Genomic DNA, 11,696 nt, shown 5'->3' on the forward strand with positions numbered 1-11,696 from the left:
TATGCGGAAGGTGTGGGGCGCATTTTTCAGCCGGTGAGTGGTCTGGAATGACCTTATTTTGGGCAACCATGTGCTTTTAGAACATGTGCACCACCCTTTTCTATTAATTTTGTTCAGGTGCGTTTCTCGTTAATTATGTGGTTGTTTATTCCCTTGTTTCGGGACTTAAAAATGCTTCTTTTCGGGGAAACTTGTGAGCAAAACACAAGCGTATACTTCCCGTATACGGTAAAAAAGGGGTAACAGTGAGGACAATTTTCCAGTGGCTGCTTATTTTAAACTCTCTCATGTCGGTGAATCCTTAGAGGTATTAGGCAACCTCGAAGCTATCTTCTAATCTTATGTCCTCGGATGACGCTCCCACCAATACTTTGAACACACCAGGCTCCACGGTGAATCTGCCTTTATCCTGATATACTGCTAAATCCTCCACGTTTAAGATAAAGGTAAGTCTCTTACTCTCACCCGGCTTCAGAAATATCCGCTTAAAACCTTTTAGCTCTTTAACCGGGGTAACCCTAGAACTGTACATATCATTAACATAGAGCTGAACCACCTCATCGCCCGCCACCTCGCCGCTATTAGTAACGGTTACTGATATGTTTACTCTGCCTTTAACACCCACCTTCTTAGGAGAGACTTCAAGTGCGCTGTATTCGAAGCGGGTATAGCTTAAGCCGAACCCAAACTCAAAGAGCGGCGAATAGGCAGGAGGATGCGCCTCTCGGAAAGGTCTAGGCTTATAGTTGTATCGAACAGGTATTTGGCCACCTGACTTCGGTATGGATATAGGGAGCTTCCCTCCCGGGTTATAGTCTCCGAATAGCACATCTGCTACTGCTCTCCCACCCTCGATACCCGGGTAAAACGCTATTAGAACTGCGGGAACATTTTCAGCTATCCACCTTATAGCTAAGGGTCTACCAGCAAGCAGTACTACAACAGTAGGTGTACCCGTTTCATGTAATATTTTTACTAGTTTTAACTGGGCTTCAGGCAGTTCGATAAGAGCTCTTGACGGGAATAAGTCGAGTCTAGCAGTAAGTTTCTGTTTTATCTCCTCTGTATACTCAGAACTCGGTAATCCTGCCCCAGAGCCACCTGCGAATATCGATGCTAGATCCGCAAATGTCCAGAATTCGTGTATATAAGCATATTCTCCAAGTATGGCTATGGCCACATCCGCTTCTTTCGCCTTGCCTTTAACCTCTTCCAGATTCTCTAACTGATTATAGTCAGCACCCCTCAAATAGGTGACACTGGTTTTTTGGGAAACCTTATTTTTGATAGACTCTAAAACGGTGTTTACAGAAGGCCACGGTCCAAAGTGGTTTGTCCAGCCACCCAACAGCCCCTCTATGTTATCAGCATTGGGGCCTGTCACCAGTATGGAGTTTAAATCCTTTCTTAGAGGCATAATTCCTTCATTCTTAAGTAGCACTATGCATTTTCTAGCTGCCTCCAAAGCTAACTCTCGATTACTACTATTTCCTACAATTTTTGATGTCTGCTCTAGATTTACTTGGACATTCTCGAATAAGCCTAACCTAAACTTCACTGCCAGAATTCTTCTCACCGATTCGTCAATCCTTCTCTCGGATATCACACCTTCATTAACCAGTTCTAGGAGTGCTTGATAGAATCGTTCTCCGCCAATGGAAGCTATATCTAATCCTGCCTCCACAGACTGTCTAACCGCTTCCTTGAAGCTCTCAGCGGTTCTATGGTATCTGTGAAGCATCTCCACACCTCCCCAATCAGAAACCACTATACCTCTAAATCCAAGTGAACCTCTAAGAAGGTCGCTGAGATACTCATAGCTGCCGTGTACCGGTTTCCCATTTATCTCGTTATAGCAGGGCATTATTGATAGTACACCAGACCTTATTGCAGCATGGAAAGATGGAAGATGTATGGTGTAAAACGTGTACTCTGAGATGTCTACCGGTGCAGTATCTTCTCCTGCTTCAGGGCAGCTGTAAGCTGGAAAGTGTTTAGCAGTTGCAGCTATGTGTTCGCCGTCTATTCTATAGCCTTCTCCCCCTTGGTATCCGCGCACCATGGCAGAAGCCATAACCGAGCAGAGATAGGGGCTTTCACCAAAAGTCTCGTAGGTTCTACCCCATCGAGGATCCCTGGCTATATCGCATACCGGGTTAAGATTCTGGTGTACACCCGTGGCTCTAGCCTCTTTTGCCGTTACCTCCGCTGTTTTCATTGAGAATTCGGGGTCCCAGGTTGCAGCCATAGCCAGATTATGAGGGAACACCGTGGCTCCCTTAACGAAGGCGTGACCGTGGTCAGCATCCATGTAGAGTAGGAGCGGTATACCCAATCGGCTCTTCTCTAGGGCGTAGCTCTGAAAAACGTTAACCGTGTTGGCTAAATCCTCAGGCTTCTCCCATATAATAAAAGGACCGCCAGCTCCTGCATGATATTTTTCTACCGCTTCTAAAACATTTTCAGCGGTTATCATAAAGAACCCGGTCATCTGCCCCACCTTCTCTTTCAAGCTCATCTTGGAGAGTAGATCCTCAACCCGTTCTTCTATTGGTCGACTAGAATCCTTATATACTTCAGTCAATTCAACCACCTATCATAATAATCTTCATTCAACCCACTTTTTACAGATATTAACTCCAGCTACTGCGTCCGGAGCATAGGCGTCTGCCCCAATCTTTTTAGCGTAATCCTCTGTGAGAGGTGCTCCACCAACAATAACCTTAACCTGATTTCTCAAATCCGCATTTTCAAGCTCCTTCACCACGTTTCCCAACTCAACCATAGTGATTGTTAGCAAAGCTGATAGACCTAGGATTTTCGGTTTTTGGTCACGCACCACTTCCACAAACTTATTGGTAGATACGTTTGCTCCAAGATCAACTACATCGAATCCTGATGCCTCTAAAAGGGTGGCAAAAATGTTTTTCCCAATATCGTGAAGATCCCCTTGAACCGTCCCCACCACAACTTTTCCCAGTCTTTTGACCTCGGCGTCTTTGAGGTAAGGTTCTAATACTTTCATGCCCTCTTTCATTACCTCTCCGGCCATAACTAGTTCAGCTAAGTAGTATTCCTGGTTCTCATACTTTTGCCCCACAATGTCCATACCTTGAGCCATTCCCTCAGTGACCGCTTTAATTGGAGGAATCCCTTGAGCCAAAGCGTCTTCACAGGCTTGCTTCACTCCTTCAATATCCAAGTTTATTATGCTGTTGCTTAACCTTTGTAAAATTTCCTTTTCTTTTTCACCCATTCTGAATCACCAATAAACTGTATCTGAAGGTTTACCCTTCAGTATAGCCTCGGATTCGTCAGGTTCCAATGTTTTTCTAATGCCTGTTTTGTAGTGCCATTCAAAGCAACACCACCTAACCAGCTTAACTTTTTTACCTTTTAGATCGGGTGGCAACACTTCTTTGGGAGTTCTTTTCGAAAAGCCTGTTAGTTCGAGGCTGAAAATACACTTCTCCCAAATATTTCCTTCAGCATCTTTTTTATTTTCACCTGTTTTCTCGACATTCAAAACTGTTCCTTGTAACATCCTAATTTTTTGATCAGACGCCACCAATGTTATCCCACACAATTTTCCTTAAAATTTTTAGCTAAACTCCTTAAATTTTCCCTACAACAGGAATATATATTTATCCTCATAAAATGTTAGGATTTAGAAGATAAACTGATGGTAACTTACATTTTGACAGGTGTGTAATCTTGAAGCCACGTGAAAGAGTGCTCAGAGCGCTTATGCACGAGGAACCAGATCAAGTACCATTGTTTGAACTGGGTGTTAGTCCCCTAGTTCTGGGCAAGATTTTTGGTAAGAAACCTGAGGAGTGTTGGTGTATTTTCGCCGGATGGGAGACTGAATTTGGCCTCTACGAAAAATTGGGGCTGGACTGCTCCACCGTTTATACTTTAATGTTTAGTCCTAAATACTATAGGGGGCTTGACAAGGACAAGTTTGTTGATTCTTGGGGCCGAATCCATAGCAGCAATGTTGCTGCGGGATACATTTCCCAATTCTATATAGGTGGATACTTAACCACTCCCGAAAAATATGAGGAGTTCCCCAAACTGGACCCCCTCGACTCTTGGGGAATTGAACAGTTTAAAAGTGCATTTAAGGCCGCCGGTGACCGCATATTTCCGGTTGCCGCGGTGGGTTCCATCTGGGAGGTCCAAGGTGAAGCCTTGGGCTGGGAGAATATGTTCCGTTACATGTTCACCAAACCCGAATTCGTAAAGAAGGTTTTGGAAGACTCGACAAATTTCCTCATAGAGCTGGGGAAAGCATGCATAGATCTAGGTGCAGAAGTTCTCTTAGACTGGGATGATTACGGCTATGTAAAGGGACCCATGATGTCACCAAAACAGTTCAAAGAGTTCATCTTTCCCTGCCTAAAAAAGGCAGCAGATGAATTCCACCGAAGAGGAGCATTACTCATGGTCCACTCTGATGGAGACATAAGACTTCTCATGGATATGATAATAGAGGCGGGAGTAGATGCCATCCAACCCTTGGAGCCCAAAGCGGGAATGGATATAAAGGAGGTGGCTGAGAAATGGGGAGACCAGATTTGTTTGGTTGGAAATGTTGATGTCGCACATCTCTTACCCTTCGGCACCACGGAGGAAGTTGCCCAGGAGGTGAAAAGGGCTATTGCGGCAGCTGCCCCTGGTGGAGGATACATGCTAGGCTCAGGGCACCAGATTAACGACTGGTGCAAACCAGAAAACTTCCTTGCCCAAATCAAAGCGGGAAAGAGATTTGGAAAATATCCTTTAAATAATTTAGTACATGGTGATTTTAATGATTCCTAGGGAGAGAATATTGAGGGCTTTATATGGGGAAGAACCGGATACGGTTCCTCTTTTTGAAATTGAGATTAATGCCCCCATAGTTAGGCAACTTTTGGGAAGAATTCCTACGGATGCTCTGGACTTTTACGAGGTTTATAGTGGCTACGGATTAGACGGAATAAATTTTTGGGACAATTTCAGATTGGTGAAGACTCTTGACGAGAAATCCTTCATTGATGACTGGGCTAGGATGTGGTCAATCGAAGAGAATGAAGTCACCTACTACGTGAGGGGAATAATTGATACTGAGGAAGATTTTGAAAAATTCTCGCCTCCCGACCCATTCAACTATGATAGACTAGATAGGCTCAGAAAGGTGATAAAAAACAACAAATACTGGTTGGCGGTTGTGGGAGGAATACATGACGCCTTCGAGATCCCATCCCAGATGAGGGGTGTAAACAATTTCCTCATAGACCTATATAAGAATCCCGGTTTTGCAAGGAGAATTGTTGAGACCTCTGTGGAGTATAATGTTGAACTGGCAAAAGCCATGATTGACCTTGGAGTAGACGCCGTCATCTCAGGAGATGACTATGCCTATAAACACGGACCATTTATGTCTGTGAAACATTTCCGAGAATTCATCGCCCCTTATTTGAAGAAAATCGTCGATGAGGTGCACCGGAGGGGAGTTCCCTTCATTAAGCACTGTGACGGAAACATCTGGCCCATCCTAGACGACATTGTAAATACGGGAATAGATGCACTGCACCCCATAGAACCCCAAGCCGGAATGAGTCTCAGGGAAGTTAAACAAAAATTTGGAGACAGAATATGTATTGTGGGCAACGTGGATGTAACCAATGTGCTACCACTCGGAACCACTGAAGACACAGTTAAAGATGTTAAGAGGTGCATAGAAGAGGCGGCAAATGGGGGCGGATACATTTTAAGCTCCAGTAACTCTATTCACAACGCGGTTAAAATTGAAAACTTCAAAGCAATGATTAGGGCCACAAAAAAATACGGAAAATATCCCCGCATTTAAATTTGAAAGAATTAGTTATTGGTTCAGAATTATTATTTCATGATTTCGGAAAGACCTTTAATAACCTGTTGCGGGAGTCTGGGGGGAAGTTGAAGGACTGTTATAACCGGGTCATATTTTCTTTACTTTCTGAACAAAGTCATTTACACCCTCAAGCAGTTCCACCATCTCTATTAGTTCCTCCTCTCTGATCTGGTAATATTCATGAGCTATCAGATTTCTCAAAAAAATAAGTCTTTTAGCGGAGTTGAAAACTTCACCGGATATTATTCCCTCTTTTTTGAGAATTTCAAAGATTTCCCTCTAGGTTGATGGAAAACCCAGCTTTTCTTTTGTGATTATGTGTTCTCCTATTTCGATAAGGGCGTTTACGGCTTGAAAACACTCCATTGCCAGTGTATTATAAACAAAATAATCTGAAACATTTTTGTCTTTCAATTTTTTTGCGTTGGCAAAATGTTTTTCAAATCTGAGTATGTTCTCGATAAGCTTCATTTCAGCACATCCGATGCTATCCTTTGATATAGCCATGAATTCTCAAGGTAGTTCCTCAACACGGTTCTTTTTATGTTAAGTAAAAATTCTTCATCCCTACAAAAAATCGCTCTCCCATATTTAAGGACTTCAAATTGAATGTGAAGCGGAAGGCGATGAAAAAGCACGACATCAAGTTCCTCAGAGTACATACTACCTATCTCTGCCTCAATTTCCGCGTCAGGTTCTTTCAAAATAACCGCTATGTCTATATCTGAAAGCGGTTTTTTAGTCCCCTTCACGTGAGAACCAAAAAGAAAGATGGCGACAACCTTGGGATAAGCTTTCATCTGTTTAATTAAAATCTCTAATTTTTCACTGCTCTGCCTCATTCAAACAACACCCTTTGTTGGCTTAATTTATTCGGCTTCTTTGTGGTTCCAAGTTTTTCAATATGCAGTTTCTGGTGAGTAAGCGAATTAGTAGACTTTTTTAATTTCCTACAAAAATTTCTAGTTTTATATACCCGTACTTTTGATCAGTTTAAATTTTATCCTTTTTTGGCTCACTATTACCCTTTTAACATTTTAATAATTATCCTGCAAAGATATTTAATCAATTTATGATATTCTTGAAAGAAGGGATGAAAATAATATATGGCGATAGTTAATAGCATAAACGCCTGCTAGCGATGGTACGCTCTTCTTCAGCAATATCCATTGAAATAATTAATATATCGATAGAAATAATTATTCCATTTTTCTGAGGTCTACTACTTTCTCCTTTATCTCCGTGATCAAGCCTTTTTGCACTATTTCTACAACAGCCTTGAGTCTTATGGCCTCTTTGAATTCCTCTTCCAATTCTCTTTTCACATCTTCGACGTTTTTGGTAGGCTTTTTCCTTTGCCTTCAAACTCTATTCTAATGGTTAGTAGATCTGATAGTTGAGGTCCATCGACAACGGATTCATAGCTTCCGAGTCCAGCGTGCTTCTTAATAACACTTCCAATGTTTGTCGGATATACAAACATACCCTTAACTTTCACTAGTTGGTCTACTCTGCCCAGTATTTTCACCAGTTTGGGTGAGGTAGGTTTCCATTTCTAAATTTAGGACGGAAGAATTATTAGTTGAGGTAGAATTGTTAGTTTGTCAACTGCTTGAATAAACTCGGAGCTTGTAGCTATGTTCAGGTTTAATCCCATGGAGGCTTCGACTTCACCACGCGCCACTTTGGACTGGTTGACCGCAGTCTACTCAGGTAGAGCCTGCTTCAACCGGGATACCGCTCTCCTCGGTTGAGGAGTGTCTTGTACGTGCAATCGTTTCTCCAAAAGAAGTTATATGCTTGAAATGTTTGAAAGCCTCCCAATTCCTCCCGCCACTAAAAGAGGGTGGATTTCTTTGAGGTGGTTTTATGAGTTTGAAGAAACCTTTGATAATTTCTTGTGGGAGTTTAAAGAAAGAAATTGAGGAACTATTAAGAACTGGTTCTCTAGACGCTGATTTGGTTTTTTTGAGTGTTAGTCTACACATGGATTTTAATGATCTTGAGCAGGGACTTGAAGAAGAGCTGAGCAAGCATGTTAGGGAAGGTCGAAAAATCGTGGTGGTGTATGGGGATTTCTGCCATCCCCGGATGAGGGAAATTGTGGAAAAATATGGTGCCATAAAGGTAGATGCGATAAACTGCCTGGACTGCCTTCTTGGAGGAAAAGGAAGGCTCTATGAATTAGATCCACAACGTTCCTGCTTCTATTTGTCTCCCGGATGGATTAAATTCTTGGAACGAATGCCCACTCCTGACAATAGGGTGGTGCGCAGAATGTTCCAGAACCTCGAGGGCATAATCATAATTGAATCACTAGGAAAATTGGACTCGGAAAAAATCAAAAAATTTGCTGAAAACACGGGACTAAAGGTCATAAAGCACGAAATAGTCGGACTCCAAGGTTTGAAGTCCGTTATAGAGGAAGCACTTAACCGAGTATGAATAATAAACTTACATAAATAATCCCAGCATGTAGTACCCTTTGATTCTGTGTAGGTTTTTCTGTGAAGGACACCAGCATCCGAATCGCTAATTAGATCATGCAAGCCCGTGTTATAAAATAGGGTTTGTGTCTAGAATTTCAAACCCTAGAGCTTGGAAACTTTCCGGAAAGGTAAACCTTAAAGAATAAGATGTTGGATATAAAATTAAAGTTAATTTTATAATAGAATTATGATGTTTTCCTATGGTCCCAACCTTTTTCTTTAGTGAATAGCCTAGAAAACATTTTATAACAAATATCGGGAAGTTCTTTGTCCTGGTTTTTTATTGTAATGTACCTGAGAATATGGTTTATGGTAAATACTCCAATTAGCTCGATATGATAACTCCCTATTTTGGTCAAGTTTTTACCCGAATATGATATGTCTAACATGTTTTTACCCTTATCAAAGATTATCTCGATGAATATCTCGGGAAGCACTTCTTTCTTTATGCTCCAATTTGAACCCCTTTTAGATACTTCGCCTCCAATAAACTTCCCAAGCTCATTTACATCTTCTTCCTCCAAAAAGTTGAATGGCTCTTTACGCTGTTCCAAAACCTTCTTCATTATTCCTGTTTTTTCATCATATTCTTTATCGGATGGTTCCTCGTTTTTAATTCTGCGTTCAATAAAATCCAAAACGATATCTGTATAAGTAACTGAATCCTCTCCCGGAATCCAATAAACCCTCTCCCCTGAGAGCAAGAATTTTAGTTCGCCCTCTACATCCCCGAATTCATCCCCATAATAAAAATAGGAAATATGTACATTTGCTTCAGGAAAAAATTCGATTGTAATAGTCCAATCCTCACTCAACCCCACATTGTCCAATTCTGCTCCAAGATCCTCATATACTATCCTACGAAGCGTAGCCTCCTCCAAACCCTTAAACAATAAAAATTTGGCAGAGCTAAATTCCTCCAACTCTTTCTGATGAGGACTCCCAACACCAGTTGCATCAACCTGATTCACAGTAAAAAACCTTCTAGCCCCAACCATACACAACACCAATTTCCATTTTTCTAGCTTGAAACATGTATATCTTTTAAGTTTACCCTCATTAAAAGTCTTTTTTGCACAGGCGTAAAAAGTCGCCGGGGAACGCCTTCGGATTGACTTGGTTGGCTTCTGCGTGTGGTTTTTATTCTCCCATTTATTCCCCCCTTTTGCCAAAAGAAGCCTTCTTAGGGCTTCTTTCCTGTTGAATACCAGACCGCTTCTCAGTAAAACTTTGCTTCACCAAACCTACCCCAAATCCCAAAAATGCACATAAAACTTTCTATCCCAAAAATTTTAAGTATTTAAATAGCGACCCTATGGATTGGAACAAAAATTCCTCCAATTACTCCAACGTTAACTAATAACTTTTTTCTTATTTTCTTATAAACCTCCTTAAAATTTCTCGGATCCACAGTTATTTGATTTGAAACTTATTCAATATCACCTTGGCCATTCTGAGTTATTCCTTCTCGGGCTACATCAAGTAACAGCCCTACAAAGTAAAAATTATTTTTAAAAATCAAGTGGACGCCTTCTATCCTTTCAATCATTTTCAAAGAATTCTTTAAAACTATTCTATAATCTTTTCTATCCAAGGACAAGTCCAAACTAAGTTCCAGATTTGGATCAGGCTTGTTATTCACCAATTCCTTCTCGAGCAATTGTGTGATGAATTCGGCCAATAACTTTCTAGACTGTTTAATTACTCTTTCCTCAAGAACCGACGGAGCAACTATTAGTATAAGATAAAAATGGGGACATATGCAATTAATATATATCCATTTAAAGCAATTGAGTTGTAATATAGAAACTCATGGGGAAGTAACTAATAAAAAGCATGCAAAGCTAGTACGGAATATATTATGGTAAAAGGAACCCGTGTTGTTCCATAAATTGATTTATGTTTCTGAAATTTTTCTTTTAATAACGGAAACTAGTAGTATCTGTTCAATTTTGAAAAACTTTAACGAAAATATGATACATCTTCTCATAAAATATGTTTTCAAAAAAAGGAGGGAGTTAAAAGGACTCTAAGTAGAGGACTTGAAGCTCTCGGGAGACAGAGACTTTAGCTCATTCTGAAAGGCTGACTCGTAGAACAAACCAATTATTAAAAATACAACCAGAGGAATGAAAAGTACGACAACAATTGTACTCATTAACTCGGTTTGAGCATAATGCATTAGGCTCAGTAGAACTAAGTATAACCCCAGAGGCGAAGAGTAAAGGAAATTGACAGCTAAGTAGAGGTAGAAAAATATGAAAGAGGAATCGTAAGGGAGAAGAACTAGCAACCAGAGCAGGCTGAACGAAAGCCCAATTGAAAAGTAGGCTAGTGGGATAGATAGCATTAACTTGTTTTTCTTGGAACACTCCCGAATAAAAGCTTTAAAGGCTCCCCAAGCCTCATCAAAGCTCTCAAAATTCTTAGACAGACTCCTAAAATCTTGACCGAACGGAAGTAGTACAGGGAAGAAACATAAAAGAATAAATGAACCAGGCCAAAACACCGTAAAATATGAGATGCGAAGGTACAGCTTATAAGCTAACGTCAATAGGGGTATAGTCTGATAGTCAGATATTAATGCCATAGGCAACCAATAGTAAGTCTCTAAAGAATGGATACCAACTAACCTCCAAAAGATGTAGATAGTAAATAACACAACAACTAAAAAGAATAAAAAAATAGGAGGTACGCTACGTTTTTCGTTTTCATTTCATAAACACCTCTTAATTCCTTCTTGTCATCAAGGAGATAAATATTATTCTGTTGGCCACGTGCCCATCCACACCATGCGATTCAGTCCAAGGGCTGCGCCCCAAAGCAACATATTGTTTCTTAGATTGTTAAGCAGATAAATCGAGGTAATACCGTAAGCCAGCAAGCCACCTACAGTAATTATGGGAACGTAAGGAGTATAGGGATTGGGCAATCCTGGAACGTAGACGCCGTTGTAGAGAACGTAGCCAACCATGAAATAAGAGGGAAGCCACGCATATATAGTCCAAGGATAGATGTAACGCACACGAAGTTGAGACTGTATGCCCCAATTTTCATAAGCAGACATTCCCCAAGCATAAACTGTCTGTTGAGCAAGATACTCTGCCTCCAAATCAGGGATAATAACGAGTCCAAGTAACAAATATAGTCCCACTAGTCCTCCCAATATGTAGCCAGCTCCGGCAGTAGCTGCTACTGTGGGAATCAACCAGCCCAGTATAGATTCGTACGAGACACCGCCAACCATCCCCGCAAGTGCTAACACAGCCCAGAGGTTAGATTCGGTGGGATAGGTGAATCTAACGTTGAAGTAAAGTTCCTCCCCGATT

At 41.1% G+C, this 11,696-nt stretch carries 14 protein-coding genes; 3 read left to right on the top strand and 11 right to left on the bottom strand.

Features of this window, described 5'->3' with window-relative positions; translation table 11 throughout:
- Window positions 1-310: 310 nt before the first annotated feature.
- The 3 genes from ACUVXA_RS09285 to ACUVXA_RS09295 are packed head-to-tail and all read right to left on the bottom strand — an operon-like array spanning window position 311 to window position 3,571.
- Window positions 311-2,584, bottom strand: coding sequence for a glycoside hydrolase family 3 N-terminal domain-containing protein (locus ACUVXA_RS09285; protein WP_445870975.1), 2,274 nt, complete (start codon window positions 2,582-2,584; stop codon window positions 311-313).
- A gap of 24 nt (window positions 2,585-2,608) precedes the next feature.
- Window positions 2,609-3,256 carry a cobalamin B12-binding domain-containing protein gene (locus ACUVXA_RS09290; protein WP_445870976.1) on the bottom strand — a complete coding sequence of 216 codons (648 nt, stop codon included), beginning with the start codon at window positions 3,254-3,256 and terminating at the stop codon, window positions 2,609-2,611.
- A gap of 6 nt (window positions 3,257-3,262) precedes the next feature.
- Window positions 3,263-3,571 carry a hypothetical protein gene (locus ACUVXA_RS09295; RefSeq protein ID WP_445870977.1) on the bottom strand — a complete coding sequence of 103 codons (309 nt, stop codon included), beginning with the start codon at window positions 3,569-3,571 and terminating at the stop codon, window positions 3,263-3,265.
- A 143-nt stretch (window positions 3,572-3,714) separates the two neighbouring features.
- On the opposite strand from ACUVXA_RS09295, the gene ACUVXA_RS09300 reads away from it, so the two are divergent.
- Window positions 3,715-4,824: a uroporphyrinogen decarboxylase family protein gene (locus ACUVXA_RS09300; RefSeq protein ID WP_445870978.1), complete on the top strand. Its 1,110-nt coding sequence runs from the start codon at window positions 3,715-3,717 to the stop codon at window positions 4,822-4,824.
- A complete protein-coding gene (locus ACUVXA_RS09305; RefSeq protein WP_445870979.1) occupies window positions 4,814-5,854 on the top strand; it encodes a uroporphyrinogen decarboxylase family protein in 1,041 nt (346 codons plus the stop codon). Before ACUVXA_RS09300 ends, ACUVXA_RS09305 begins: the two co-directional genes overlap by 11 nt.
- Window positions 5,855-5,965: 111 nt before the next feature.
- Here ACUVXA_RS09305 and ACUVXA_RS09310 read toward each other — a convergent pair whose 3' ends face one another.
- From ACUVXA_RS09310 to ACUVXA_RS09325, 4 genes are all read right to left on the bottom strand, one after another.
- Window positions 5,966-6,151, bottom strand: a complete 186-nt coding sequence (locus ACUVXA_RS09310; RefSeq protein WP_445870988.1) for a HepT-like ribonuclease domain-containing protein — start codon at window positions 6,149-6,151, stop codon at window positions 5,966-5,968.
- Between the two features lie 6 nt (window positions 6,152-6,157).
- The gene (locus ACUVXA_RS09315; RefSeq protein ID WP_445870980.1) at window positions 6,158-6,349 is read right to left on the bottom strand and encodes a hypothetical protein; all 192 of its coding nucleotides are present in this window, start codon (window positions 6,347-6,349) and stop codon (window positions 6,158-6,160) included.
- Window positions 6,346-6,720, bottom strand: a complete 375-nt coding sequence (gene mntA / locus ACUVXA_RS09320; RefSeq protein WP_445870981.1) for a type VII toxin-antitoxin system MntA family adenylyltransferase antitoxin — start codon at window positions 6,718-6,720, stop codon at window positions 6,346-6,348. Before mntA ends, ACUVXA_RS09315 begins: the two co-directional genes overlap by 4 nt.
- A 479-nt stretch (window positions 6,721-7,199) precedes the next feature.
- Window positions 7,200-7,376 carry a hypothetical protein gene (locus ACUVXA_RS09325; protein ID WP_445870982.1) on the bottom strand — a complete coding sequence of 59 codons (177 nt, stop codon included), beginning with the start codon at window positions 7,374-7,376 and terminating at the stop codon, window positions 7,200-7,202.
- A 371-nt stretch (window positions 7,377-7,747) separates the two neighbouring features.
- On the opposite strand from ACUVXA_RS09325, the gene ACUVXA_RS09330 reads away from it, so the two are divergent.
- Entirely contained in the window at window positions 7,748-8,323 is a 576-nt protein-coding gene (locus ACUVXA_RS09330) for a DUF1638 domain-containing protein (protein WP_445870983.1), read from the top strand.
- 229 nt (window positions 8,324-8,552) lie between these two features.
- Here the strand turns inward: ACUVXA_RS09330 and ACUVXA_RS09335 are convergent, their stop codons facing one another.
- The 4 genes from ACUVXA_RS09335 to ACUVXA_RS09350 all read right to left on the bottom strand — a co-directional run.
- Window positions 8,553-9,365 carry a hypothetical protein gene (locus tag ACUVXA_RS09335; protein WP_445870984.1) on the bottom strand — a complete coding sequence of 271 codons (813 nt, stop codon included), beginning with the start codon at window positions 9,363-9,365 and terminating at the stop codon, window positions 8,553-8,555.
- A 431-nt stretch (window positions 9,366-9,796) separates the two neighbouring features.
- A complete protein-coding gene (locus tag ACUVXA_RS09340; protein WP_445870985.1) occupies window positions 9,797-10,009 on the bottom strand; it encodes a hypothetical protein in 213 nt (70 codons plus the stop codon).
- Window positions 10,010-10,396: 387 nt separating this feature from the next.
- Window positions 10,397-10,957: a hypothetical protein gene (locus ACUVXA_RS09345; protein ID WP_445870986.1), complete on the bottom strand. Its 561-nt coding sequence runs from the start codon at window positions 10,955-10,957 to the stop codon at window positions 10,397-10,399.
- Between the two features lie 171 nt (window positions 10,958-11,128).
- Window positions 11,129-11,696, bottom strand: a 568-nt coding sequence (locus tag ACUVXA_RS09350; RefSeq protein WP_445870987.1) for a hypothetical protein, incomplete at its 5' end; no start/stop codon positions are given.

This window comes from Candidatus Jordarchaeum sp., from assembly GCF_052745115.1.

What these genes read in the sequence shown, in the direction of transcription:
- ACUVXA_RS09315 (WP_445870980.1), bottom strand. Translation starts at nt 6,349, where the DNA reads ATGAAGCTTATCGAGAACATACTCAGATTTGAAAAACATTTTGCCAAC.
- mntA (WP_445870981.1), bottom strand. Translation starts at nt 6,720, where the DNA reads ATGAGGCAGAGCAGTGAAAAATTAGAGATTTTAATTAAACAGATGAAA.
- ACUVXA_RS09290 (WP_445870976.1), bottom strand. Translation starts at nt 3,256, where the DNA reads ATGGGTGAAAAAGAAAAGGAAATTTTACAAAGGTTAAGCAACAGCATA.
- ACUVXA_RS09330 (WP_445870983.1), top strand. Translation starts at nt 7,748, where the DNA reads ATGAGTTTGAAGAAACCTTTGATAATTTCTTGTGGGAGTTTAAAGAAA.
- ACUVXA_RS09335 (WP_445870984.1), bottom strand. Translation starts at nt 9,365, where the DNA reads ATGGTTGGGGCTAGAAGGTTTTTTACTGTGAATCAGGTTGATGCAACT.
- ACUVXA_RS09345 (WP_445870986.1), bottom strand. Translation starts at nt 10,957, where the DNA reads ATGGCATTAATATCTGACTATCAGACTATACCCCTATTGACGTTAGCT.
- ACUVXA_RS09305 (WP_445870979.1), top strand. Translation starts at nt 4,814, where the DNA reads ATGATTCCTAGGGAGAGAATATTGAGGGCTTTATATGGGGAAGAACCG.